Below are 24,888 nucleotides of genomic sequence, written 5' to 3'. Positions count from 1 at the left end.
GCCGCAACACGTCCTCGGATCCGGGAGGTTGGCAGTGCAGCGGTGGCTCGTCCTGACGGTTCTCACCACGGCCCTCACCGGCCTCACGGCGCCGGCCCTGGCCGCCGACCCCGATCCCGGCTCCGACCCGGCCGCCGCGGCGCCCGTCACGGTGCCGGTCGCCGATCCCTCGGCGCCGACCGACCCGGGGCCGACGGACCCGGCACCGACCGACCCGGTGCCGGTCACGGACCCGGTGCCGCCCGCCACGGCGGTCACCATCGGCGACGTCCTGATCGACCCGAAGATCCCCGGCCGGGTCCGCTTCAACGTCGGCTACCTCTGCGGGGTCGCCGGCGGGGCCCGCTCGCTGACCGTCTCGGTGGAGCAGAAGGACCCGGAGGACTCCTCCTCGATCGCCTTCGGCTCCAGTCGGACGGCCGAGGCCGACGTCGTCTGCGACGGGACGCCGCAGCAGCGGCAGCTGATCGTCCAGTCCAAGACGGTCAACTGGATCCCGGGCGCACCCGCGACGGTGATCGCCACGGTCGCCGACATCGGCTCCACGCCGCCGGCCTCCGCCGACGCGCGCGCGGTGAACCTCGCCGTCGCCCCGGCGCCGGCCTCCTGACCCCGCCGGACCGCCCCGGCCGCCACCCGACGTGCGGGTGGCGGCCGGCGGCGTGCCCGGGGTGCGGCCGGAGGCGGGAGCGGCGGGCGAGAAGCGGCCGGGGCGGCTCGTCAGTCCGCCGCGTGGACCAACTCCCCGCCCACGTAGGTGCGCAGGACCCGGGCGTCGGCGATCTCCGCGGCCGGGGCGGTGAGGATGTCCCGGTCGAGGACCACCAGGTCGGCGAGCCGCCCGGCCGCGAGGACGCCCGCGTCGTCGTGGCCGTTCACGTGCGCAGACCCGGCCGTGTAGGCGGCGATCGCGGAGGCCAGGTCGAGGCGCTGCTCGGGCAGGAAGACCCGGCCGTCGGAGGCCCCCGGCTCCATCCGGTTGACGGCCACGTGCAGGCCGGCCAGCGGGTCCGGGCTGCTCACCGGCCAGTCGCTGCCCGCGGCCAGGGTCGCCCCCGCGCGTTGCAGCGCGCCGAACGGGTACTGCCAGGCGGCGCGCTCCGGGCCGAGGAACGGGATCGTCAGTTCGTCCATCTGCGGCTCGTGGGCGGCCCACAGCGGCTGGATGTTGGCGATCGCGCCGAGCCGCGCGAAGCGGTCGACGTCCTGCGGGTGGACCACCTGCAGATGGGCGAGGTGGTGCCGGGTGTCCCGCCACCCGTTGGCCGCGCGGGCGGCCTCGACCGCGTCCAGCGCCTCGCGCACCGCCCGGTCGCCGAGGGCGTGGAAGTGCACCTGGAAGCCGAGGGCGTCCAGCTCGGTGACGTGGCCGCGCAGGGCGAGCGGATCCACGAAGCTGAGGCCGGAGTTGGCGGTGGCGCAGCCGCAGCCGTCCAGGTACGGGCTGGTCATCGCGGCGGTGAAGTTCTCCGCGATGCCGTCCTGCATGATCTTCACCGAGCCGGCCCGGAACCGGCCGTGGCTCAGTTCGCTGCGGCGGGCCACGAGTTCGGGGATCTGCTCGGATCCCCGTTCGCGGTCCCACCAGAGCGCCCCGGTGACCCGGGCGGTGAGCGTGCCGGCCCGGGCGGCGGCCAGGTAGGCGTCGGACGGGTCGGGCTGCCCGTTGAACTCGCCGAGCAGCGCGTCCTGCCAGCCGGTGATGCCCAGCGAGTGCAGCAGCCGCTGCGCGCGCAGCAGCCCGGCGAGCCGGTCGGCGGCGGTGGACGGCGGGACCAGCCTGGCGACGAGCGCGGTGGCGCCTTCCTGCAGGGTGCCGCCCGGGGTGCCGTCGGCCTCGCGCTCGATCCGCCCGTCCGCCGGGTCGGGGGTGTCCCGGGTGACGCCGGCGAGCTCCAGGGCGCGGGTGTTCGCCCAGGCGCCGTGGTGGTCGCGGTTGGTGAGGTACACCGGGCGGTCCGGGACGACCGAGTCCAGCAGCCGGCGGCTCGGCAGGCCGCCGTCGAAGCTCTCCATCGACCAGCCGCTGCCGGTGATCCAGGCCTGCTCCGGGTTGGCCTCGGCGTAGGCGCGGATCCGCTCCAGGTAGTCGGCGACGCCGACGGTGCCGGTGAGGTCGCAGCCGGCCAGCTCGGAGCCGCCGTAGACCGCGTGGACGTGCGCGTCCTGGAAGCCCGGCAGCAGCAGCCGGCCGGTGAGGTCCACGACCTCCGTGCCCGGCCCGATCAGCTGCCGGACCTCGTCGTGGCCGACGGCGGTGATCCGCTGTCCGGTCACGGCCAGGCTGGTCGCCCGGGTGCGGGCGGCGTCACCGGTGTGGATCGGGCCGTGGGTGAAGACCAGATCGGCATCGGTCATGGGTGGTGCTCCGTTCTCGGGGGATCAGGGTGGGGCGTCCGGCGGCCGCCGGGCGTCAGCCCGCGTCGCGCAGGAAGTACGGCGAGCGGCGCCGCCAGCGGGCCCAGGCCGCGGCCGGCAGCCCGGTGACGACCATCAACGCCGTCACCGTCAGCTCGAACCACCCGTTGTCGGCGGCCAGTTCGAAGTGGTCGGCGGAGTCGTAGAACGACCAGGCGAGGTAGCCGCCGACGGCGAGCAGCGCCGCGGCGCCCAGCAGCGGACCGACCACCGCCCGCAGCGCCTCGCCCACGCCGGCCCGCAGCAGGTGGCGGAAGCGGACGGCCGCGGCCACGGCGGTCAGCGCGTAGTAGAGGGCGACGACGATGCCGATCGCGTTGACGGCGGCGGATATCAGGTCGTTGACGGTCGGGATGACCAGTGAGGCCACGGCCAGCAGCGCGGCGACGCCGGTGATCAGCAGGGTGCCGACGGCGGGGGTGGCGTGCCGCGGGTGCAGCCGGGTCCAGACCGGGCCGAGGACGCCGTCGCGGCCCATCGCGTACATCCCGCGGGCGGTGGGGATCACCGAGGACTGCAGCGAGGCGACGGCGGAGAACATCAGGGCGATCAGGGGCAGCGCGGCGAGCGGCTGGCGGGCCAGCGCGGCGCCGAAGTACGTCAGCCCGTGCGCGCCGTTGTCGGCCAACTCGCCCAGTGGGAGGACCCGTTGGAAGGCCGTTCCGGCGAGCAGGAACAGCAGCATCATCACCACCAGGGCGACCATGCCGCCGCGCGAGGCGTCCCGGGGGTCGCGCACCTCCTCGCCGACGCTGAACACCGACTCGAAGCCCCAGTAGCAGAACACCGCGAGCACCATGCCCTGGGCGAGCGCGTCGAAGGACGGGATGTCGAACGGGTTGAACCACTGCAGCGAGAACGGCTGGTCGCCGGCGAACAGCCCGTACCCGCAGAAGCCGATCAGCACCACGTACTCGAAGACCAGCAGCGCCTTCTGCAGCCGGGCGGCGAGGTCCAGCCCGCGCACGGCCACCAGCGCCGCCCCGACCAGCACGACCAGGCCGAGCAGCGTGCACTGCACGGTGGAGTCCGCGTCCAGCCGCAGCCCGGCGACGCTGCGCAGGTGCGCCTCGTCGAGCAGCTGGATGACGGCGGAGCCGGTGACGGTCGTGGTGTACGCCATGAAGACGATCGTGCCGACGGTGTTCACCCAGCCGGTCAGGAATCCGAGCCAGGGGCTGAGCGTGCGGCCCACCCAGCGGTAGCTGCTCCCGGCGTCCGGGTCGACGGCGTTCAGCCGCCCGTAGCCGCCGGCGATGGCCAGCACCGGCAGGAAGGCCAGCAGCATGATCGCCGGCAGGTGCAGACCGACCACGCCGGCCATCAGCCCGAGGCCGATGCCGATGCTGCTGGTGGCCGCCGTACTGGAGGCGGCGATCGCCGCCCCGTCCAGCAGCCCGATGGACTTGCGCATCTCGACACGGCTCGCGTCCGCTCTCGGACCGGCACTCTCGTCGTTCACCGTCGATGCCAACGGATCACCGCCTTGGTCGTGGGGGGTGTGCGGGGGGTGCGGTCATGAAACCGGTGCCGCGCAAACACGTCAATGCCGTTGTCATAAGAACCCCCGGCCCGGGTGCCGGGCCCGATTCCGGGCGCCGGGCGCCGGGGTGGGCGGGTGAGCAGGGCTGCTGTCGGGCGCCAGCTTGTTCTACAGTGCTGTAGAACAAGCTGGAGAGGGAACGGGGACGCGCATGGACAGGCCGCTTCGACTGCCGCAGCAGGACCGGGCCGACTTCGAGACGGTGCTGGGCCGGGTGCTCGCCGGGCCGCAGGTGCGGGCGGCCCTGCGGGCGGCGGGCGGCGAGGCGGGCGGGGTCGAGCGGCTGCGGCGCAGCGCCCGGGAGAACGCGGAGTTCGTCCTGGCGGCCGCGGCCCCGGAGTACGAGCGGTACGCGGCGCTGCGCGCGGACGCCGATGCGGTGGCGCGGCTCCCGGTGGACGGCCCGGAGCGGGGGCGGGTCGCCGGGTGGTGGGGGGTGCTGGCGGTGATCGTGCCGGTGGTGGCCGGGGCGGCCGCCGGGGTCCTGTTGCTGCTCGGGTACGTCCTGGGGCTCGACGAGGACGTGGAGGTGCTGGGGCACGCGCTGGTGGGCGCCGGGTGGGTCGCGGCCGGGGTGGCGGCGGTGGCGCTGGCGGTGGGCGGGTTCGGGCTGCTGGGGGCGGCCTCGCGCTCCGGTGCGGGCGAGGCCGGCCAGGAGCCCGGCGGCGTGGGCGAGTTGGCCTCGGCGCGGGACGCCTGGCGGGCCGCGCTGGCCGAACGCGGACTGATGCCGTTCCTGCTCGCGCAGGTGAACGCGGGGGCGCCCGGTCAGCGGCGCTGACCGGGCCCGCGGCCCCGGGCGGTGTCGACCAGCAGGTGGGCGGCGTCCAGCGGGACGGCGAGCCGGCGGGCGATCCAGGGGGCGCTGCGGCCGGTCCGGGCGAGCATCCAGGCCGAGTACAGCTGGCCCAGCTGGGGCGCGTGCGGGCAGAGCAGGAGGGGCCGGACGGCGTCCATCGGGAAGTCGTGCAGCGCCTCGGCGCTGTACTCGCGGCCGTTGGGGCCGGGCGGCGGGAGCGGGAGCGGCCGGCGGGCGTCGAGCCAGCGGCCGAGCAGGACGGCGCCGACGGCGAGCAGGCCGGAGCCGGAGGCGCCGATCAGGATGGCGTGGATGACTGGGCGGTCCTCCTCCTCGGCGAGGCCGAGGGCGAGCTCCTCGGCGACGAGCAGGGCGAGGACGGTGAGCAGGACCGCGGCCTCGCCGGGGCGCGGGTAGGGCCGGGACGTCGTCATGGGGTGCCTCATTCCGCGGCTGTGCGGACCGGGGTGGGGTGAGGGCGGCCGTGGGCGGCGTGGCGGAGCCCGCGGGGCCCTGGTTGTGACGTGGCGTCAGGCTGGTTGCGCGGAGGGCCGGTTCACCGTCTGGGAGAGGCGGACTCGGGGCTTCCGGAGCGGGGTCGGCGGTGCCGGCGGCCCGGACTGCTGGTGTCCATGCGTCTCGCCTCCTTCCGGTCGGGCGCGCCGCGCGGGCGCGTTCGTCGACGGGGCGGGTGCTTCCTCCCAGGCTCCGGACAGCATAGCCCGGCCCGTCGGCGAACTTCGACACGGCTGTCGAAGTTCGAGCCCGGTCGGACCGGCCCGCTGGACGATCGACCAGGTCGCGACGGGCGCGACTGGTGCGGGTGCCCACTCGTGCCAGCGGGCCGGCCCGGCTTCAATCGGCCTACCGAAGGAAATCGACCGGCCGGGGACGGTGCAGCGACATGGATCTGAACACGGTGGCGGAGGTGCGTGACGCCCGCCGCGGCGGCACCTGGCGGCCCGGCGACGCCTGGCTCGGCGGCGGCACCTACCTGTTCTCCGAGTCGCAGCCGCACATCCGCCGGCTGATCGACCTCGGCCGGACGGGCTGGGAGCCGCTCGCCCCCACCCCCGAGGGCGGCCTGGAGATCGCCGCGACCTGCACGATCGCCCAACTGTCCCGCTTCGCCGAGACGCTGGACCGGCCGGCCGCGCCGCTGTTCGAGCAGTGCTGCCGGGCGTTCCTCGCCTCCTGGAAGATCTGGAACATGGCCACCGTCGGCGGCAACCTCTGCAACGGGCTGCCCGCCGGGCCGATGATCTCGCTGACCGCCGCCCTGGACGGGCGCTGCCTGCTGCGGGCCCCGTCCGGTGAGCAACGCAGCGTCCCGGTGGCCGAGTTCGTCACCGGAGCCGGCGTCAAGGACCTGCGGCCGGGCGAGCTGCTGCGCTCGATCACGCTGCCCGCCCGCGCACTGGAGAGCCGGACGGCGTTCCGGCAGGCCTCGCTCTACGGGCTGGGGCGGTCCGGCGCCCTGCTGATCGGCACCGTCGACCCGGTGGACGGCTCGCTGACCATCACCGTGACCGCCTCCACCGTGCGCCCGATCCGGCTCTGGTTCCCGCCCCGGCCCAACGCCGCGGCCGTCGAGGAGGCCGTCCGGGACGGCATCCGGGCGGAGGAGTACTTCGACGACATCCACGGGCTGCCCGCCTGGCGGCGCCACATGACCTTCCGCTTCGCGGAGCAGATCCGCGCCGAACTGGCCTAGGGCGTGCTCGGGTGTCAGCGGGCCGGCAGCGGGAGCGGCGCGCCGTTGCGGGCCGGGAGCTCGAGCCGGGTCAGCAGCGCGGACGGCGCCACCTCGACGACCCGGCAGCCCGCGCGGTGCCGGCAGTACCGGGCCACCGAGCCGTGCCGCAGGCGCTCCAGGCGGCGGCGGGTGGCGGCGCCGAGGACGAGCAGGTCGTCCGCCCCGGTGACGGCGCCGACCAGCGCGGGCCCCGGCTCGGCGTCGACCACCAGCGGGTGGACGACCACCCCGGACGGGTAGCCGCCGTAGGCCTGCTCGAAGGCCACGTCCAGCCGCCGCCGCGCGGCGTGCTCCAGCTCGTCGCGCCCCCGGAGGTCGCCCCGCTCGCCCGCCGTCCACGCGGCGACGGGCACCAGCAGCGCCCGCGCGCGGGCCGCCTCCCCGACGGCGTGGTAGAGGGCGGCCAGGCTGCTCAGTGACCCGTTCAGGCCGACGATCACTCGGGTGGTCCCGGTCATGGCCGTTCGCCTCCGTCTGTCCGGTGCCGCACTCCCCGTTTCGGATGACTCCAGTGAACCCCGGAACCCGCCCGTCCGTACCGCTGTTGACACCACCATGACGCCCGCCGCACACCTCCTGACGGACTGCTGACGCCGGGGCCCGCACACGCCCGGGCGGCCCGCGGCACGGGCCGGTGCCGGTCCGTCCCGTCCCGACCCGGCCGGTGTCAGGGCGGCGTCAAGGTCGGCGGCCGGGGCGTAGGCCCTGCGTCAAGGACGGGTGCGGCCGGTGCGCGGAGGGTCTCCACTGGAGGAGCCCGGCCGCACGGCCGCCATCCGAAGGGACCGCACCATGACCACCGCGACCACCACCGCCGACACCGACGCGCCGCTGGGGCGCCCCGTCCGCCTGCTGCCCGTCACCGGCCGCCGGGACCGGCCCGAGCCGCCCGAGCCGTCCCCCGCGCCGGGCGTCGGGCCGGAGGGCGGCCACGACCGCACCCGGCCGGCGCACTGCCGGTTCGCCATGCACGTCGAGGACTGACCGGCACCGTCGAGGACCGACCGGCACCGTCCGCGCCAGGCGGGGCCAGGCGGGGCCAGGTGGGACCGACCAGCACCGTCGACGCCCGTCGAGGACAGCCCCGAGCACCGACCCGACCGCGCGCCACCGGCACCACACCCACAGGAGCAGCCGTCATGACCCAGCTCAGCACCCCGGCCGTCCCCACCCCCGCCCCCGCGACGGCCGCCGAGGGCCTCGGCGGCCCCTGGCCGGCCTCGGCGCGGTCCGGCCCGGGTGGCGAGGTGCTGGTCGGCGGAGTCGGACTGGCCGAGGCCGCCGAGCGGTTCGGCACCCCGCTGTACGTGCTGGACGAGGCCGAGGTCCGTTCCCGGGCCCGGGCCTACCGCCGGGCGCTGCCGCACGCCGAGGTGCTGTACGCGGCGAAGGCCTTCCTGTGCAGCGCGATGGCCGACTGGGTCGCCGAGGAGGGCCTGGGCCTCGACGTCTGCTCCTCCGGCGAGCTCTGGCTGGCCGCCTCGGCCGGCTTCCCCCCGCAGCGGATCCTGCTGCACGGCAACGCCAAGTCGCCGGAGGAGCTGCGGCTGGCACGGCGGCTGCGGGTCGGCCGGATCGTCATCGACGGACCGGCGGAGATCGCCCGGCTGGCGGCGCTGGTCGCCGCCGACGCCCCGCAGCGCGTGCTGGTCCGGGTGGTGCCCGGGATCGCGGCCGGGCACCACCCGGCGGTGCGGACGGGCGTCGGCGGGCAGAAGTTCGGCTTCCCGGTGGACGGTGGCGACGCGGCCGGGGCGATCGCCCGGGTCCTGGACCAGCCCGGGCTCGAACTCGTCGGCCTGCACTGTCACCTGGGCTCGCAGATCACCGCGGTGGAGCCCTACCTGGAGGCGGTGGACGCCCTGGTGCGGCTGCTCGCCGAGGTGCGGGAGCGGCACGGCGTCGTCCTGCCCGAGCTGGACCTCGGCGGCGGCCACGGCATCCGCTACCTGCCCGGGGACGCGGAACTGGACGTCGCGGACTTCGCCGCCCGGGTGACGGAGCGGCTGGCGCTGCGCTGCGCCGGGGCCGGCCTGGCGGTGCCGCGCCTGGTCGTCGAGCCGGGCCGGGCACTGGTCGGGCCGGCCGCGGTGGCGGTCTACCGGGTGCTGTCGGTGAAGCACACGGCGGACGGCCGCTGCTTCGCGGCGGTGGACGGCGGCATGAGCGACAACCCGCGCCCGGCGCTGTACGGATCGCCGTACAGCGTGCGGCTGGTGGGGCGGCGGTCGACGGCCGGGGAGGCCCGGGTGGACGTGGTGGGCCGGCACTGCGAGGCCGGCGACGTGCTGGTGCGGGACGCCGTCCTGCCCGCCGACCTGCGGCCGGGGGACCTGCTGGCGGTGCCCGCGGCGGGCGCGTACCAGCTGTCCATGGCCTCCGGCTACAACCTGGTGGGCCGTCCGGCGGTGGCGGCGGTGAAGGACGGCCGGGCGCGGCTGCTGATCCGCCGCGAGACCGTGGAGGACTTCCGCGCCCGGGAGGTCGGCCGCTGACCCGCGGCCACAGCGACCCGGGGGCAGTCGTTGACGGAGCATCAGAAACGGTGCGTGCCGAGGTCGCGGACGGTGTCGGCGAGCGCGCGGATCGCCTCGTTCTCCGACGCGGTCCGCCAGACCAGCGCGTAGGAGAGGGTCGCCAGGTCGGGGACGGGTATCCAGCGGATGTTCGGCATGCCCCAGTGCCGGGTGACGTGGCTGGGGAAGCCGTGGACGATCTCGCCCATGCCGACCCGGTTGATCAGCTCCTCCGCGTTGGTCACCGGCTCGCCGCGCTCGATCGCCCGGCCCCGGGAGGTGTGGAAGGGCAGGTAGCCGTCCTCCCAGTAGTCCGGCATCGCGGGCGGCATGGCGTGCTGGAAGTCGGCGAACATGTCCAGCCGCGCGGTGGTCCGGTCGGCGAGCTCGTGGTCGGCGGACACGGCGAGGATCCGGGGGTCCGTCAGCAGGACCGGGCCGACGGTGAAGTCCGGTTCCTCCACGGGCAGCCAGACCACGAGGACGTCCAGGTCGCCGTCCCGGAGCCGGCCGAACGGATCGAGGTACACCAGCTGGCGGACCTCCAGCTCCCACTGCGGGTGCCGCCGGCGGAACTCCTTCCAGTAGCCGTGCAGGTCGACGACGTTGAACGGCATCATGCCGACGCGGAGCCGGCCGGTGGCGCCGCGCGCGGCCAGCCGGGCGCGGTCCAGGGACGCGTGCAGGCCCGCGTAGACCGGTTGCAGGTCGTCGCGCAGCTGGCGCCCGACGGCGGTCAGGCGCACGGTGCGGCTGGTGCGCTCGAACAGGGGGGCGCCGATGCGCCGCTCCTGCGTCCTGATGGCCTGGCTGACCCGGGCCTGGGAGAGCCGGACCCGTTCCGCGGTCCGGCCGAAGTGCAGTTCCTCGGCCAGCGTCAGGAAGATCTCGATCTCCCGAAGCTCCATGACGCCCCTCCCGGTGCCCCCTCCCGCCGGCCCGGCGGCCGCCGGGGCCGCAGAAGTATACGGTGATCGTTTCTCCTGCCCGGCCGGCTGTCGAGGGGTCAGAACCGCTTCTCCACGGGGGAAGCCGACGTGGTCGGGTCCCCGGCCGGCCGGGCCCGCCGCGCGGCGCCCCCGGTCGGCCGTTCAGGCCTTGCCCGGGGCGTCCCAGGCGTCGCAGTACTCGATGTGGATCTCGCGGGCGTTGCCGAGGACGCCGTCGTTGGTGTGCAGTTCCGTGCAGTAGTGCGGGCGTCCCGGGTGGAGCGGCGCGTGGACCGGGCCCTCGCGGGCGACGTCGAGGAAGTGCCGTGCCGTCTCCCGGAAGACCTTGGCGCTGCCGGTCATGAACAGCGTCTCGGCGTGGAGGTGCTGGTGGAACAGGTCGCGGTTCTCCCGGTGGTGCCGGGCCGCGAAGTCGGGCTCCGTGCCGGCGTCGTGGTCCGCCTCGGGCAGGTCCGCGGTCCCGGGGCGGCCGGGGCCGAGGCGGCCGCGCAGCTGCTTCCAGCGCGCGGGGGCGAACCGCAGCGAGTGGTGCAGGAGGACAAGGTCGAGGTACCGGCCGGCGCCGTCCGGTTCCGCCCCGGCCGGCGGGCGGTTGGCCCGCAGCGGCAGGTGGATCAGCGAGCGCGGTGAGCGGGCGGCGAGCAGCCACAGTCCGGCGACGGTCAGGGCGGCGGTGTGGTCGAGGTACGCGCCCAGGTACCGGTCGTGGTCGACGAGCAGGGCGCGGGCCGGCGGCCGGGCGGGCCGGACGACCCGGAACTCGTCGGCTCCCAGGCGGGCCCGGTGGACGGCGACGGACAGTTTCACGGCTTCTCCGGTGTGCTGCTGCGGCGAGGGTGCTCGACCCCCGCGGTGTGCTCGAGCTCCCCGCGCGGGACGGCCCGCCCTCGGACTGTCCGGTGGGCGCGCACCGGTGCGGCGGCCGGCGGCCCCGCTCGGTATGACCATGATCACACCGAATCCCGGCTTCCCTGCACGGGCCCCCACCGCATCTGTCCCTGCGGGGGGTCTGTATGCCCACGAGTGAGTCGGAGGCGGGATTGTGCGTGCTGATCGGGCCGGCGGGGACGGGACGTCCGGGCGGCGTCGGTGGATCGACTACCCGCGCCGCGGGCGGCGCGGGGTGCGCCGCTGGCTGCCGTCCTGGCGGCTGCTGCTCCTGGTGTCGGGGGCCGCGGCGGCGGCGCCGGTCGGGCTGGTGGCCTGGTTCTTCGTCCGGACGGCCGTCCCGGAGGACCTGAACTCCTTCGCGACCCAGCAGAACAACGTCTACTACTGGGCGGACGGCACCGAGATGGCGCGGGTGGGCCAGATCAACCGGCAGGAGGTGCCGCTGGACCGGGTGCCGGAGCCGGTGCAGTGGGCCGTGCTGGCGGCCGAGAACGAGACCTTCTACGAGGATCCGGGGATCTCGCTCACCGGCATCGGCCGCGCGGTCGTGCAGATGGTCTCGGGCGGCGACACCCAGGGCGGCTCGACGATCACCCAGCAGTACGTCAAGAACATCTACCTGAACCAGCGCCAGGACGTGTCCCGCAAGGCGCGCGAGATGGTCATCGCGATCAAGCTGGACCACCGGATGAGCAAGCAGGACATCCTGGCCGGGTACCTGAACACCAGCTGGTTCGGGCGCGGCAGTTACGGCATCGAGCGGGCCGCGGCCGCGTACTACGGCAAGGACGTCTCGGAGCTCGATCCGAGCGAGGGGGCGTTCCTGGCCGCCGTGCTGAACGGGGCCGGGCAGTTCGATCCGGCGATCGGCGCGGACAACCGCCGCCGGGCCGAGGACAGGTGGTCCTGGATCCTGGACCGGATGGTCGAGGTCGGCCGGCTCTCCGCCGCCGAACGCGCCCGGTACACGGTCTTCCCCGAGCCGAGGCCGCAGCCGAGGGCGGCGGGGCTGAGCGGCCAGATCGGCTACCTGGTGGACATGGCCAGGAGCTACGCGGAGAGCCACGCCGACATCACCGCGGCCCAGTTCGACCTCGGCGGCCACCAGGTCTTCACCACTTTCGAGAAGCCGCGGGTCGATGCCCTGGCCGCGGCCGTGCAGGACGCCACCAGCGGCGTCGACCCCGGCCGCCGGGAGGCCGACCGGCTGCTGCGGGTCGGTGCTGCCTCGGTGGCCCTGGACGGGAGGATGGTCGCGCTGTACGGCGGCCCCGACTACCTCAAGCAGGGCTTCGACAACGCCAACGCCACGACGGTGCCGGTGGGTTCGGCCTTCACGCCGCTGGTGTACGCGGCGGGGCTCAGCCAGGGCGTGCAGCGCCGCCGGGGCGGCGCCCGCACCCCGGTGCTGCCCACGACGACCTACGACGGCGACAACGGCGTCAAGGTGATGACCCCGGAGGGGCCGTACTGGGGCAGCGACGGCAAGATCGTGAGGACCGTGAACGAGGGCGGCCGGGACTGGGGCACGGTGACCCTCAGGAACGCGGTGGAGCAGTCCGTCGACGGGCCGCTGGTGCAGCTCGGGATGGACGTCGGCCTGGAGCAGGTGCAGCGCACCGCCGTTGACCTGGGCCTGCTGCCGGGCAGCATGGGGGACTTGGTGCCGGCCTTCGCGGCCGGGAACTCCACCCCGAGCGCGATCCGGACCGCGGGCGCCTACACCGCCTTCGCCGGGGGCGGCAGCCGGACGGACCCGTACTCGGTGCTGCGGATCACCCGCAACGGCGAACCGCTCGCGCTGCGCCTGCCGGCGCCGGTGCGGGCGCTGCCCGCGGCCGCCGCGGGGGAGGTGGACGCGGCGCTCAAGGGCGCGGTGCGCACCGGGAGCGCCCGCCCGGCGGCGGAGGCCGGGCCCGACCTGGCCGGGAAGCCCGGCACCACGCCGGACCGCACCGCCGGGTGGTGGGTCGGTTACGACGGGCGGACGTCCACGGCGGTGACGGTCTTCCGGGCGGACCTGAAGGACATGAAGCTGCTCTCCCTGGAGGGGGTGGGCGGTGCCGCCCCGGACACCCCGGACTCCGTGCTGCCGGGCCGGATCTGGACCTCGTACACCAGGGCGACCGGCGGCCGGTAGGGCGGTGGTGACCGGCCGCGGCGGGCGGCGGTCCGGTGGCGCCCCCGCCGTCGCAGGCCCGTCGCGGGCCGTGGTGGCCGTGGCGCCGGCACCACGGCCACCACAGCGGGGTCAGCGGGTCGGCCGTGACCAGTCCCCGGGCTGCCCCGGGTCCAGCCGGCGCAGCTTGTCGAGCACCTTGGGGTCCTGGGCGTCCAGCCAGTCGGCGACCTCGCGGAAGGAGACGCAGCGGACGCCGTCGCGTCTGCAGACGCTCCTCATCACGTCCTCGACGGCCTGCATGTAGATGCCGCCGTTCCAGGTCTCGAAGTGGTTCCCGATGAAGAGCGGGGCCCGGCTGCCGTTGTAGACCCGTTCGAAGCCGCTGAGGTAGCTGTCCCTGGTCTCCTTCTCCCAGGCGGCGTACTTCCTGGGGTCGCCCTCGGAGGTGTTCCCGGACTGGCCGGCGAGGAAGTTGAAGTCCATCGAGAGGCCCTGGGCCGACCGGCCTGGGTAGGGCAGCAGCTGGAGCGGGAAGTTCCAGAGGCCCTCCTTCTTTCCGGGCCAGACCTGGAACTCGCCCGGTGAGCTGGCGTCGTACCGGAAACCCATGGCCTTCTCGGCCGGGAGCAGCGCCTGCTGACCCTCCAGGCAGGGGGCCCGGCCGCCGACGAGCTCCTTGGTGTAGTCGAAGGGCAGCGCCGGGAGGTTCTTGAGGCCGGTGTTGGTCTTCCAGTGGGTGACGAAGGAGACGGCCTGGTCGAGCTCGCTCCGCCACTCCTCGGTGGTCCAGTCCTTTCCGCCCTTGGCGTTGCAGAAGTGCCCGTTGAAGTGCGTGCCGATCTCGTTGCCCTCCTGCCAGGCGAGGCGCAGTTGCTCCAGGGTGTCCTTGATGTGGCCGTCGGTGGCGAAGTCGATGGAGGCGGTGCCGGGGTCGTGCCGCGGCGGGTGGTACAGGGTGCGCTTGGCCTTCGGCAGGGTGTAGATGCCGCTGAGGAAGAAGGTCATCCGGGCGTTGTTCTCCGCACCGAGCCTGCGGAAGCGGGAGAACAGGTGGTCGTCGCCCTCCAGGGCGCCGTCCCAGGAGAAGACCACGAACTGCGGGGGCTTCTCGCCGGGTTTCAGCTTCTCGGGCTTGAGCGGCCCGGGCTGGGGGCCGGTGTCGGAGGTGGAGCCGTCGCCGAGCACCCTGACCCGGCCGTCCCAGGCCGGTGTGGGGGCGGGTGGCCCGGACGGCGTGGCCGCTGCGGCCCCGGCGCCCCCGGCCGGGCCGTCCGCGGCAGAGGTTTCGGCCCCGGCGGTCTCGGCGGCCCCTGCCTCGGCGGGTCTGTCCTGCGGGCCGGAGCCGTCCGCGGCCAGGGAGAGGGCCGCGAGGACCCCCACCGCCAGCAGGGCGGCCACGCCACGGGCGGTCCGCACACTGTCCTCCGCTTCCCCGACGCCGCGGTCCCGAGTTCCTGCACCACGGGTTTGACGCTGCGTCAGCTGTAGTTCGAATACGTCGACCTGTCACTGATGAAGATCACCTGGGGCCTCGTTCGGGTTGTCAGGGGATTCGCCGGGGTCGGAGCGGGCGGATAACGGAACGGTTTCGGAGCCGGTTCTCCGCGTGCCGGGGTCTTGACGGCGCGGGGAGGGTGGGCGTTTGCTGTGACCCGCCCGTTCGAACCTGTTTGGTTCTGGTTTCTTTTGTGTGTTTGAACGTTCAAATCGAACCCGGGCTTCCGCGATGCCCTGAGCGGCCCCACCCATCCCCCTTCACTCCGCCCCCACCTCGTGCCACCCCGTCGAGAGGAATGCAATGTCACACCTTTCCCGTCGCGACCTGCTCCGCGCCTCGGGCGCGGGCCTGCTGGCCCTGGCCGCCGGCGGCACGCTCGCGGCCTGCGGCGACTCCGGCTCGGGCGGCGGCTCCGGCGGGGACGCCGAGACCGGCACGATCACCGTCTGGTCCTGGGCCACGGCCGCCGCCGCCCTGCGCGGGGTCGTCCCGGCCTTCGAGAAGGACAACCCGGGCATCAAGGTCGACGTCCAGGACATCGGCAACCCCGCCATCTGGGACAAGATCACCGTCGGCCTCGCGGCCGGCGGCCAGGGCCTCGGCGACGTCCTGCACATCGGCTGCGACTACCTCCCGGGATACCTGGAGAAGTTCCCCGGCGGCCTCGCCGACCTCTCCGCGTTCGGCGCCGACGCCCATCGCGACAAGTTCGCCAAGGGCCTGTGGCCGGTCGTCAGCGGCAAGGACGGCCACGCCTACGCGCTGCCCTGGGAGGTCAACCCGCTCGGCTTCTTCTACCGCAAGGACTACTTCGACAAGGCCGGCGTCGACCCGGCCACCCTCGCCACCTGGGACGACCTGATCGCGATCGCCGACCGGTTCAAGGCCGCCAACCCCGGCATCTCGCTGATCGGCATCAACAAGGCCGCCAACCCCAGCCCCGACCTGGACTTCCTGCAGTCCCTGATGCAGCTCCAGGGCGCCTTCTACTTCGACCTCCAGGGCAAGGTCACCCTCGGCTCCGAGCCCGACGTCCGCGCCCTGGCCACCCTCAAGCGCCTCGACGACGCGGGGCTGGTCGCCGACGCCCCCGGCGACCAGGGCTGGTCCACCCTGATGAAGGCCGGCAAGCTCGCCATCGCCCCGATGCCCGCCTGGGCCGCGCACTACCTGGAGACCAAGTTCGCCGACCAGAGCGGCAACTGGCGCCTCGCCAAGCCCCCGGCCGTCACCGCCGGCGGGAAGCGCACCGCCCTGGTCAACTCCACCCACCTGGCCGTCGCCGGCTCCAGCCCGCGCCGCCGCGCCGCCTGGAAGTTCGTCGAGTACGCGCTCACCCGCCCCGCCTCCGTCAACAGCATGTTCGACGCCGGCGGCGTCTTCCCCGCCCTCACCGAGGCCTACGGCGACCCGATGTACGCCAAGCCCAGCGCGTACTTCGGCGGCCAGCCGGTCCTGCGGACCTTCGCCGAGCTCGCCACCGACGGCGGCGACCCGACCAACTACTCCGGGGACTACGCCCGCGCCCTCAAGCTCGCCAGCGACGCCCAGACCAAGGTCTTCCTCAAGGGCGGCGACCCGGCGGCCGTCCTCCAGGACGCCGCCAAGCAGCTCGCCCAGCAGACCGGACGCGGCATCGCATGACCACCGCCACCCGACCCGCCGTCCCGACCCGGCCCGGCGCCCCGGCCGGGCCGGCCGCCGAGCGGGCCCACCGCCGGGCCCGGCGGCGGCGCACCGCCCTGCCGTACCTCCTGCTCGCCCCCGCCCTGATCGCCTTCGGGCTGTTCAAGGCCTACCCGATCGTCGACTCGCTGCTGCTGTCGTTCACCACCGGATCCGGCGCCGCCACCCGCGGCGCCGGCCTGGCCAACTACCGTCGGCTGCTGGACGACCCGCTGTTCTGGACGGCGCTGGGCAACACCGCGCAGATCCTCGTCGTCCAGGTGCCGCTGATGCTCGGGCTGGCCCTGCTGATGGCCGTCGGCATCAACTCCGTCCTGGTCCGCTGGCGGGCCGTCTGGCGGCTCGGCGTCTTCATGCCGGCCGTCACCGGCCTGGTCGCCACCGGCGTGATGTTCGCCTTCCTGCTCAACACCGACCACGGCGCGGTCAACTGGCTGCTGGACGCCGTCGGCCTGCCCACCGTCGACTGGCTCGGGCAGCCGTTCTGGGCCCGGATGTCCGTCGTCCTGGTGCTCACCTGGCACTACACCGGGTACAACGCGGTGATCTACCTGGCCGGCCTGCAGGGCATCCCCAGGGAGCTGTACGAGGCCGCGATGGTCGACGGCGCGGGCCCCGTCCGGCGCTTCACCGCCATCACCGTCCCGGCGCTGCGCCCGGTGCTGCTGTTCACCGTCGTGCTGTCCACCATCGGCACGCTCCAGCTCTTCGACGAGCCCTACGTGCTGACCGGCGGCGGGCCGGACAACGCGAGCCTGACCGTCTCCATGTACCTGTACCAGAACGGCTTCCGGTACTTCGACTTCGGCTACGCCTCCGCCATCGCCTACGCGCTCACCCTGCTGGTGTCGGTGCTCGGCGCGGTCCAGATGCGCCTGATGGGAGAGCGCGACAAGTGAAGTCCACGAAACTGCGGGGCTGGCCGCTGACCTTCCTGCTGGCGGGCGTCACCGGCCTGTCCGTCGGCCCGTTCTACTGGCTGGTGATCGCCACCACCCGCAAGGACTCCGAGATCTTCGACTGGCCGCCCAAGCTGCTGCCCGGCGGGGCCCTCGGCGACAACCTCGAACGCCTCCAGCACAAGATCGGCCTGCTCCGGGTCGTCGGCAACTCGCTGCTGGTCGCCGGCGTGCAGACCGCCGGTGCGCTGGTCGTCGCGCTGCTGGCCGGCTACGCCTTCGCCAAGTTCCGCTTCCGCGGGCGGAGCCTGCTCTTCGGGCTGCTGCTCTCCACCCTCGTGGTGCCCGAACAGGTCATGCTGGTCCCGCTGTTCAAGATGATGATGAGCTTCGGCCTGCTCGACTCCTACCAGGCGATCATCCTGCCCGGGCTCTGCGTGCCGTTCGCGATCTTCCTGATGCGGCAGTCCCTCACCAGCCTGCCCGACGAACTGCTGGACGCCGCCCGGGTCGACGGCGCGGGCGAGCTGCGGGTCCTGTGGAGCGTCGTCGTCCCGGTCATGCGGCCGGTGCTGGCGGCTCTGTCGATCTTCCTGTTCCTCGGCTCCTGGAACCAGTTCGTCTGGCCGCTGATCGCGCTGCGCAGCCCGGAGATGCACACCCTCCCGGTGGCCATCGCGACGCTCTACGGCAACAAGAGCACCACCGACTACGGCGCGATCCTCTCCGGCACCGCGCTGTCCACCCTGCCGATGATGGTCCTCTTCCTGGTCCTCCAGCGGCAGTTCATCTCCGGCCTGCTGGCCGGCGCCACGAAAGGCTGAGCATGACCGAGATCTGGGAACCGCACGCCCCCGCCGCGGCCGGCGGCCTGCGTCCGCTGCCCGCCCAGGGCCTGGACCTGCGGGTCAGCGGCGCGGCGACGGCCCGCGAGGTGGGCGACGGCATCCTCGAGGTGACCGCCGAGGGCGAGGGCGAGGTCCGGATCGAGTGGCGCCTGCCGTGCGTCGACGCCACCGCCTTCTGGACCCCGGAGCCGCGCGGCACCGGCTGGCTGCCCGCCGCCTGGAGCGCCCCGCGCCGCACCAGCCTGGCCAACGGCGCGCCGATCGCCGCCCTGATCGGCACCGGCGACGTGGCGCTCTGCGCCTTCGCCGCCGAGCGTGCCGACGTCCTGGCCGGCGCCGGAGTGCTCGAGGAGACCGGCGAGTTCCGGTTCTGGGCCCAGGCCGCCGGCCGGCTCACCGTCCGCATCGACACCTCGCGCCGCCACTTCGCCCGCTGCCTGGCCGGCCTCGCCGCCTGGTGGTGGACCGGCCGCGAGGCCGACATCCCGCCGGCCGCCCGCCGCCCCGCCTACTCCACCTGGTACTCGATGCACCAGGACGTCTCGCCGGAGGCGGTGGAGACGCAGGCCGCGCTCGGCAAGGAGCTCGGCATGGACGTCATCATCGTCGACGACGGGTGGATGACCGCCGACCGCACCCGCGGCTACGCGCACTGCGGGGACTGGGAGCCGGTCTCGCTGCCCGACACCGCCGCCCACGTGCGGCGCGTCCACGACCTCGGCGTGCAGTACCTGCTCTGGTACGCGCTGCCGTTCATCGGCAAGGACAGCGCCGCCTTCGAGCGGATCGGCGGGTACGCGCTCGCCGACGCCGCCCACATGGGCGCGATCGTCGCCGACCCGCGCCACCCGGAGGTCCGCGAGTTCCTGATCGGCCGGCTCGCCCGGGCCGTCGAGGAGTGGGGCATGGACGGGCTCAAGGTCGACTTCGTCGACTGGTTCGCCCGCGCCGACGCCCCGCCCGCCGGGCCCGGAGCGGACTGCGAGAGCGTCGACGAGGGCGTGGAGCGGCTGCTCGCCGGGATCCGCCGCCGGATCGCCGCGGTGAAGCCGGAGGCGATGATCGAGTACCGCCAGCCGTACGTCAGCCCCGACCTGTGGCCGTACGTCACCATGATCCGCGCCACCGACTGCCCGCTCAGCCCGCAGGAGAACCGCCAGCGCACCGTCGACGTGCGGCTCGCCGCCGGGCCCGTCCCGGTCCACGCCGACATGCTGATGTGGCACCCGGCCGAGCCGCCGGAGCAGATCGCCTGCCACCTGATCAACGTGCTGTTCTCGGTGCCGCAGGTGTCCGTCGACCTCGCGGCGCAGAGCACCGCCCAGCGCGAGGCGATCGCCTTCTGGCTCGGCGTCTTCCGCGAGCACGCGGGCACCCTGCAGCTCGGCGAACTGCGCCCGGCCCGGCCGGACCTCGGCTACCCGATGGTCACCGCCGTCGGCGGCGGCACCGTCGCGGTCGCCCGCTACGCCGCGCTGCCGGTGGACGTCTCCGGGGACGGCTGGCGCACCCTGCTGGTCGCCAACGCCGACGCCGACCCGGACGTCCGGCTCACCGGCGGCAGCGGGACGGCCGAGGCCACCGTGCAGGACGCCCGGGGGCGTATCGTCCGGCAGGGCGGGATCGACCTCGGCGGGGCGGGCGTCGTGCCCGTGCCGCGCGGTGGACTGCTGACCCTGCGCCGCCCGGCGGTCTGACCGACCGGCCGTCCGAGAAACCGTGCTGGGAGCTGCGATGCCCGAGGGAACCCGCCGACCGCGCCGCGGCGCCACCACGATCGAGGAGGTCGCGCGTGCGGCCGGGGTGTCCCGGCAGACCGTCTCCAACGCGCTCAACGCGCCCCAGCGGGTCCGCCCGGACACCCTGGAGCGGGTGCGCACGGCCGTCCGCGAGCTCGGCTACCAGCCCGACCAGTCGGCCCGGTCGCTGCGCAGCGGCGCCCGGCGCACCCTCGGCTACCTCGCCCCGGTGGACGACCCCCTCGACCCCAACCCGCTGATGGCCGGCTTCCTGGAGGCCCTGGTCGACGCGGCCGGGGCCCGGGGCCAGCGGGTGCTGCTGTTCCGCCCGGCCCCGGGCGGCACCGACCCGCTGGCCGCCATCGACGAACTGGTGGCGGCCCGTCAGGTCGACGGACTGGTCCTCGCCGACGTGCTGCGCGACGACCCCCGGATCGCGCACGCGGCCCGGGTCGGCGTCCCGTTCGTCGCCTTCGGACGGACCGGCCCGGGGGAACCGCAGCACTGGGTGGACATCGCCAACGACACGGCGACCGCCGCGGTGGTGCGCCACCTGGCGGGGCTGGGCCACCGGCGGATCGGCTACCTCGGCCGCGCCGAGGAGCTGCCGTGGATGGCCGCCCGGCGGGCCGGCTTCCTCGCCGAGGCGCGGCGGCTCGGCCTCTCCGCGGTGACGGCGGCGCGCCCGGACGTGGCGGCGGTGCGGGAGCTGCTGGGCGGGCGGGAGCGGCCGACGGCCTTCGTGGCGGGCAGCGACCTGCTGGCGCTGGACGTCTACGAGGCGGTGCGGGCCGAGGGGTTGGCGGTCGGGCCCGCCGGGGTGGCCGTCACCGGCTTCCACGACACGCCGCTCTGCCGGCACCTGCACCCCGCGCTCACCTCGGTGCGGCTGCCGCTGCGGGCGATCGCGGTCGCGCTGGTGGAGCGGCTGCTCGACCAGGTGCGGGGCGGCGGGGCGCCGGGGGAGGGGCTGGAGCTGCCGGCCGAGCTGGTGGTGCGGGCCAGCTCGGGGTGAGCGGCGACGGCGTCCGCTACGGGGTGCCCCGGCCGGCCTCGCCGCCGCCGGTGCCGGCACTGCCACCGGCAGCGGCAGCGGCAGCGCCACCGGCACCGCCCTCGCCGGAGGCTGCCACGATCAGCTCGCCGACCAGCCCGGCCGCCGCCGCCCGGTGCTCGGCCGGCAGCGCGTCGTCGGTGACCAGCACGTCCAGTTGGTCCAGTTCGGCGAAGGAGGCCAGGCCGACCGCGTTCCACTTGGTGTGGTCGGCCACCACGACCACCCGCCGGGCGGACTGCAGGAAGGTCCGGTTGGTCTCCGCCTCGGCGAGGTTCGGGGTGGTCAGCCCGGTCTCGGCGGACAGCCCGTGGCAGCCCAAGACCAGCACGTTGACGTGCAGGGAGCGGATCGCCTGGTCGGCGACCGGTCCGACCAGCGCGTCCGAGGGGGTGCGGACGCCGCCGGTGCGGATCACCGTGGCGGTGGCGGGCGTGCCGTCCTCGTCGGGCTGCTCCAGCAGCTCGGCGATCCGCAGCGAGTTGGTGACCACGGTGAGGCCCTCGACGGCGCGCAGGTGCCGGGCGACCGCGAAGGTGGTCGTCCCGGCCGCCAGTCCGACGGCCGAGCCGGGCGGCACCAGGGCGGCGGCGGCCCGGGCGATCGCCTCCTTGGCGGGCAGCTCCCAGTGCGCCTTGGTCTCGAACCCGGGCTCGCCGCTGGCCGGCGCCTCGATCCGCACCGCCCCGCCGTGCACCTTGTGCACCAGCCCGCGGCGGGCCAGCGCGTCCAGGTCGCGGCGGATCGTCATGTCGGACACCCCGAGGTCCCGGACGAGCTCGGTCACCCTGACACCGCCGCGCGCGCGGACCTGCTCCAGGATCAGCACGCGGCGCTGCCCGGCGAGCGGTTGGGCGCTGTCAGCCATCGGGGGGCCTCCTCGGGGTGGGGGTGGTCCGACCGGTCACGGTCACCGCCATCATGGCAGGCGCGGACGGCTTCCGGACAGCCAGGTCTGATGGATAATGTTGGATAATGTTGTTTCGTGTCGGATAGCTAGCCCGAAGAGAGGGACGAAGGCCATGGCCGGGACCCTGACCCAGCCCACCGCCAGGACCGTGACCACACTCGCGGACGGGCGGCAGCTGATCTACTACGACAGCGGGGAGGCCGTCCCCCGGGACGCCGTCGACCGCCGACCGCTCGACCCGCCCGCCCACGGCTCCGAGATCCGGCTCGACCCGGCCACCGGGGACTGGGTCACCATCGCCGCCCACCGCCAGGCCCGCACCTACCAGCCACCCGCCGAGGAGTGCCCGCTCTGCCCGTCCCGGGACGGCCGGCTCAGCGAGATCCCGGCCGAGGACTACCAGGTGGCCGTCTTCGAGAACCGCTTCCCCGCCCTGGCCGGGACGGCGGCACCGGTGCACCCGGCAGACGGGCCGTGGACCAGCGGCCCCGGCACCGGCCGCTGCGAGGTCGTCTGCTTCACCGCCGACCACGACGCCTCCTTCGCCGACCTCGACGAACGACGCGCCCGTCTCGTCCTCGACGCCTGGACCGACCGCACCGCCGAACTCGCCGCCCTGCCCGGCGTCCGGCAGGTCTACTGCTTCGAGAACCGCGGCGCCGAGATCGGCGTCACCCTCGCCCACCCGCACGGGCAGATCTACGCCTTCCCCTTCACCACCCCGCGCACCGAACGGATGGCCGCCCGCGCCGAGCGGCACCGCGCCGCCACCGGCCGCAACCTCTTCGAGGACCTCGTCGCCGCCGAACGCGCCGACGGCGCCCGGGTGGTGCTCACCGGCGAGCACTGGACGGCCTTCGTCCCCTACGCCGCCCGCTGGCCCTACGAGGTGCACCTCCACCCGCACCGCAGGGTGCCCGACCTCACCGCCCTCGACGAGGCGCAGCGCGCCGAGTTCCCCGGCCTGTACCTGGAGCTGCTGCGCCGCTTCGACCGCCTCTTCGGCGGCGGCCGCACCCCCTACATCTCCGCCTGGCACCAGGCCCCCGCCGGGCGGCGCGACGAACTCGCCCTGCACCTGGAGCTGTTCACCATCCGGCGCACCGCCGACAAGCTCAAGTACCTGGCCGGGGTCGAGTCCGGCATGGACGCCTTCGTCAACGACGTCACCCCCGAGGACGCGGCCCGACGGCTGCGGGAGGCCACCCCGTGAACACCGAGCACCCCGCGGACACCGCGAGCACCCTGGCGAGCACCGCGCACCCCGTGAACACCGCGCCGAACACCCCGCCGGCCACCTTCGAGGAGCTCTACGGCCACGCCCCCGAGGGCGAGTGGGCCGCCCCCGGCCGGGTCAACCTGATCGGTGAACACACCGACTACAACCTCGGGTTCGTCCTCCCGATCGCCCTCCCGCAGACCGTCCGCGCCCAGGCCCGGCGCCGCGCGGACGGCGTGCTGCGGCTCTGGTCCGCCCAGGGCGACGCCGCGGTCACCGAACTGCGGGTCGCCGACCTCGCCCCCGGCTCCGTCGCCGGCTGGGCGGCCTACCCGGCCGCCGTGGTGTGGACCCTGCGCGAGGCCGGGCACCCGGTCGACGGCGCCGACCTCCGGTTCGACGGCGACGTGCCCGGCGGCGCCGGCCTCTCCTCCTCGGCCGCCCTGGAGTGCGCCGTCGCGCTCGCCTGCAACGACCTGTACGGGCTCGGCCTCACCGCGCCCGAACTCGCCCTGCTCGCCCAGCGGGCCGAGAACGCGTTCGTCGGCGTCCCCTGCGGGGTCATGGACCAGACGGCCTCGATGTGCTGCCGCCCGGGCGCGGCCCTGCACCTGGACAGCCGGGACCTCGCCATGCGGCAGGTGCCGTTCGACCTCGCCGGCGCCGGACTCGCCCTGCTGGTGCTCGACACCCGGGTCAAGCACGACCTCGGCGACGGCGCCTACGCCGCGCTGCGGGCCGGCTGCGAACGGGCCGCCGCCCTGCTCGGCCTGCCCGCCCTGCGCGCGCTCGGGCCGGCCGACCTGCCGGGCGCCCTGGCCCGGCTCCCCGCGGAACTGCGGCCGCTGGTCCGGCACGTGGTCACCGAGAACGAGCGCGTCACGGCCGCCGTCGCCCACCTGGACGCCGGCGACCTCGCCGCGCTCGGCCCGATCCTCACCGCCGGACACGCCTCGCTGCGCGACGACTACCGGGTCTCCTGCCCGGAGACCGACCTCGCGGTCGAGGCCGCCGTCGCCGCCGGCGCCCACGGCGCGCGGATGACCGGCGGCGGCTTCGGCGGGTCCGTCATCGCCCTCGTCGACGAGGACGCCGCCGAGCACGTCGCCGCCGCCGTCACCGCCGCCTTCCGCGCCGCGGGACACCGGGCCCCGCGCACCCTGACCGCCGTCCCGGCGGAGGGGGCGCGCCGCCTCTCCTAGGGTCCGTCGGGCGCGGGTCGGGCGCGGGTCCGGGCGCGGGCCAGGCTCGGGTCCGGGCGCTCGGGTCCGCGCCCGGCCCCTGGTCAGGCGCGGTGCGCCGCCGGGCGCTCCGGGGAGGCCTCCGCGAGCGCCCGGGTCACGGCCGCCACCCCGGCGCGCAGCCCGTACACCGGGGTGCCCGGCTGCTGCCGCCAGGAGTCGTCGATGCCGCCCGCGTCGACGGTGTCGAAGCCCAGCTCCTCGATCAGCGAGCGCACCACGCGCTTGGCCGCCTCGTCGTCCGCGGCCACCGGGACGGCGAGGCGCTCCGGGTCACCCGCCGGGCGCGGGCGGTCCACGATGTCCTGCGCGTAGGTGCCGTTGAAGGCCTTCACCACCGGGTGGCCGAGCCGGCGCTCCGTCCACCGGCTCTCCGTCAGCCCGCCGTCCTCGATCTCGTCGATCCGGCCGTCGCGCTCCTTCGGGTAGTAGTTGCCGGTGTCGATCACCACGACGCCCTCGCCCAGCCCGCCCAGCAGCCCGGCGGGCAGGTCCGGCACGTTCTTCAGCGGCACCGTGACCACCACGACCTCCGCACCCTCGACGGCCTCGACGGCCGTGACGGCCTTCGCGCCGGTCTCCTCGACCAGGGCGCCGAGTGTCTCCGGGCCGCGCGAGTTCGCCACCGACACGTCGTGCCCCAGCGCCGTCAGCCGCCGGGTCAGGTTGCCGCCGATGTTGCCCGCGCCGATGATGCCGATCTTCATGGGAAGCCCCTCTTCACGCGTCGCTCCGTACCCGTCGCCCAGCCCCAACGACCGGCCGGCCGATCCGATTCCCGCCCCGGAGAGGCGTTCGC

22 protein-coding genes are annotated in these 24,888 nt (G+C 74.9%); 13 read left to right on the top strand and 9 right to left on the bottom strand.

Going from position 1 to position 24,888, the window contains the following annotated elements:
* Nucleotides 1-28 precede the first annotated feature (28 nt).
* Entirely contained in the window at nt 29-610 is a 582-nt protein-coding gene (locus tag ACIA8Q_RS14655; protein WP_360214894.1) for a hypothetical protein, read from the top strand.
* A gap of 110 nt (nt 611-720) precedes the next feature.
* Here the strand turns inward: ACIA8Q_RS14655 and ACIA8Q_RS14650 are convergent, their stop codons facing one another.
* Together ACIA8Q_RS14650 and ACIA8Q_RS14645 are read right to left on the bottom strand one after the other, a co-directional pair.
* A complete protein-coding gene (locus tag ACIA8Q_RS14650; RefSeq protein WP_360214891.1) occupies nt 721-2,358 on the bottom strand; it encodes an amidohydrolase in 1,638 nt (545 codons plus the stop codon).
* A 55-nt stretch (nt 2,359-2,413) separates the two neighbouring features.
* On the bottom strand, nt 2,414-3,832 hold the full coding sequence (locus tag ACIA8Q_RS14645; protein WP_360214888.1) for an APC family permease: 1,419 nt from the start codon (nt 3,830-3,832) through the stop codon (nt 2,414-2,416).
* Between the two features lie 280 nt (nt 3,833-4,112).
* On the opposite strand from ACIA8Q_RS14645, the gene ACIA8Q_RS14640 reads away from it, so the two are divergent.
* A complete protein-coding gene (locus tag ACIA8Q_RS14640; protein WP_396317245.1) occupies nt 4,113-4,742 on the top strand; it encodes a hypothetical protein in 630 nt (209 codons plus the stop codon).
* On the opposite strand, the gene ACIA8Q_RS14635 is transcribed toward ACIA8Q_RS14640, so the two are convergent.
* Nucleotides 4,730-5,194, bottom strand: a complete 465-nt coding sequence (locus tag ACIA8Q_RS14635; protein ID WP_396317244.1) for a hypothetical protein — start codon at nt 5,192-5,194, stop codon at nt 4,730-4,732. The two genes, ACIA8Q_RS14640 and ACIA8Q_RS14635, sit on opposite strands and share 13 nt — an antisense overlap.
* A gap of 470 nt (nt 5,195-5,664) precedes the next feature.
* On the opposite strand from ACIA8Q_RS14635, the gene ACIA8Q_RS14630 reads away from it, so the two are divergent.
* Nucleotides 5,665-6,474: an FAD binding domain-containing protein gene (locus ACIA8Q_RS14630; RefSeq protein WP_360214879.1), complete on the top strand. Its 810-nt coding sequence runs from the start codon at nt 5,665-5,667 to the stop codon at nt 6,472-6,474.
* A gap of 14 nt (nt 6,475-6,488) precedes the next feature.
* Here the strand turns inward: ACIA8Q_RS14630 and ACIA8Q_RS14625 are convergent, their stop codons facing one another.
* Nucleotides 6,489-6,974: a universal stress protein gene (locus tag ACIA8Q_RS14625; RefSeq protein ID WP_360214876.1), complete on the bottom strand. Its 486-nt coding sequence runs from the start codon at nt 6,972-6,974 to the stop codon at nt 6,489-6,491.
* A 334-nt stretch (nt 6,975-7,308) separates the two neighbouring features.
* On the opposite strand from ACIA8Q_RS14625, the gene ACIA8Q_RS14620 reads away from it, so the two are divergent.
* Both ACIA8Q_RS14620 and lysA read left to right on the top strand, forming a co-directional pair.
* A complete protein-coding gene (locus ACIA8Q_RS14620) occupies nt 7,309-7,500 on the top strand; it encodes a hypothetical protein (protein WP_360214873.1) in 192 nt (63 codons plus the stop codon).
* 155 nt (nt 7,501-7,655) lie between these two features.
* Nucleotides 7,656-9,011, top strand: coding sequence for a diaminopimelate decarboxylase (gene lysA / locus ACIA8Q_RS14615; protein ID WP_396317243.1), 1,356 nt, complete (start codon nt 7,656-7,658; stop codon nt 9,009-9,011).
* 41 nt (nt 9,012-9,052) lie between these two features.
* Here the strand turns inward: lysA and ACIA8Q_RS14610 are convergent, their stop codons facing one another.
* Nucleotides 9,053-9,940, bottom strand: a complete 888-nt coding sequence (locus ACIA8Q_RS14610; protein ID WP_396317242.1) for a LysR family transcriptional regulator — start codon at nt 9,938-9,940, stop codon at nt 9,053-9,055.
* 183 nt (nt 9,941-10,123) lie between these two features.
* Nucleotides 10,124-10,789, bottom strand: a complete 666-nt coding sequence (locus tag ACIA8Q_RS14605) for a hypothetical protein (RefSeq protein ID WP_396317241.1) — start codon at nt 10,787-10,789, stop codon at nt 10,124-10,126.
* A 235-nt stretch (nt 10,790-11,024) separates the two neighbouring features.
* On the opposite strand from ACIA8Q_RS14605, the gene ACIA8Q_RS14600 reads away from it, so the two are divergent.
* Entirely contained in the window at nt 11,025-13,013 is a 1,989-nt protein-coding gene (locus ACIA8Q_RS14600; RefSeq protein ID WP_396317240.1) for a transglycosylase domain-containing protein, read from the top strand.
* A gap of 111 nt (nt 13,014-13,124) precedes the next feature.
* Here ACIA8Q_RS14600 and ACIA8Q_RS14595 read toward each other — a convergent pair whose 3' ends face one another.
* On the bottom strand, nt 13,125-14,411 hold the full coding sequence (locus tag ACIA8Q_RS14595) for a hypothetical protein (protein ID WP_396317239.1): 1,287 nt from the start codon (nt 14,409-14,411) through the stop codon (nt 13,125-13,127).
* 382 nt (nt 14,412-14,793) lie between these two features.
* Here ACIA8Q_RS14595 and ACIA8Q_RS14590 point away from each other — a divergent pair, with 382 nt between their 5' ends.
* Genes ACIA8Q_RS14590 through ACIA8Q_RS14570 form a run of 5 tightly spaced genes read left to right on the top strand, consistent with a single transcriptional unit; the run spans nt 14,794 to nt 20,680 of the window.
* Nucleotides 14,794-16,137: an extracellular solute-binding protein gene (locus tag ACIA8Q_RS14590; protein ID WP_360214856.1), complete on the top strand. Its 1,344-nt coding sequence runs from the start codon at nt 14,794-14,796 to the stop codon at nt 16,135-16,137.
* Nucleotides 16,134-17,078: a sugar ABC transporter permease gene (locus ACIA8Q_RS14585; RefSeq protein WP_360214853.1), complete on the top strand. Its 945-nt coding sequence runs from the start codon at nt 16,134-16,136 to the stop codon at nt 17,076-17,078. The genes ACIA8Q_RS14590 and ACIA8Q_RS14585 overlap by 4 nt, the downstream gene beginning before the upstream one ends.
* The gene (locus tag ACIA8Q_RS14580) at nt 17,075-17,902 is read left to right on the top strand and encodes a carbohydrate ABC transporter permease (protein ID WP_360214850.1); all 828 of its coding nucleotides are present in this window, start codon (nt 17,075-17,077) and stop codon (nt 17,900-17,902) included. Before ACIA8Q_RS14585 ends, ACIA8Q_RS14580 begins: the two co-directional genes overlap by 4 nt.
* A 2-nt stretch (nt 17,903-17,904) precedes the next feature.
* On the top strand, nt 17,905-19,623 hold the full coding sequence (locus ACIA8Q_RS14575; protein ID WP_396317238.1) for a glycoside hydrolase family 36 protein: 1,719 nt from the start codon (nt 17,905-17,907) through the stop codon (nt 19,621-19,623).
* Between the two features lie 37 nt (nt 19,624-19,660).
* The gene (locus ACIA8Q_RS14570) at nt 19,661-20,680 is read left to right on the top strand and encodes a LacI family DNA-binding transcriptional regulator (protein ID WP_360214844.1); all 1,020 of its coding nucleotides are present in this window, start codon (nt 19,661-19,663) and stop codon (nt 20,678-20,680) included.
* A gap of 16 nt (nt 20,681-20,696) precedes the next feature.
* Here ACIA8Q_RS14570 and ACIA8Q_RS14565 read toward each other — a convergent pair whose 3' ends face one another.
* Nucleotides 20,697-21,587, bottom strand: a complete 891-nt coding sequence (locus ACIA8Q_RS14565; RefSeq protein ID WP_360214841.1) for a DeoR/GlpR family DNA-binding transcription regulator — start codon at nt 21,585-21,587, stop codon at nt 20,697-20,699.
* Nucleotides 21,588-21,741: 154 nt separating this feature from the next.
* Here ACIA8Q_RS14565 and galT point away from each other — a divergent pair, with 154 nt between their 5' ends.
* Both galT and galK read left to right on the top strand, forming a co-directional pair.
* Nucleotides 21,742-22,842 (top strand): galactose-1-phosphate uridylyltransferase, encoded by a 1,101-nt coding sequence (gene galT / locus ACIA8Q_RS14560; RefSeq protein WP_360214838.1) that lies wholly within the window; start codon nt 21,742-21,744, stop codon nt 22,840-22,842.
* A 32-nt stretch (nt 22,843-22,874) separates the two neighbouring features.
* Nucleotides 22,875-24,050, top strand: a complete 1,176-nt coding sequence (gene galK / locus ACIA8Q_RS14555) for a galactokinase (RefSeq protein WP_396317272.1) — start codon at nt 22,875-22,877, stop codon at nt 24,048-24,050.
* An 83-nt stretch (nt 24,051-24,133) separates the two neighbouring features.
* Here galK and ACIA8Q_RS14550 read toward each other — a convergent pair whose 3' ends face one another.
* A complete protein-coding gene (locus ACIA8Q_RS14550; protein ID WP_360214835.1) occupies nt 24,134-24,796 on the bottom strand; it encodes an NAD(P)-binding domain-containing protein in 663 nt (220 codons plus the stop codon).
* Between the last annotated feature and the right edge of the window lie 92 nt (nt 24,797-24,888).

Source organism: Kitasatospora sp. NPDC051705, from assembly GCF_044453265.1.
Classification (GTDB): domain Bacteria; phylum Actinomycetota; class Actinomycetes; order Streptomycetales; family Streptomycetaceae; genus Kitasatospora.
Note: the sequence above shows the minus strand (reverse complement) of the source record. Positions and strands in the feature narration are given on the sequence as shown.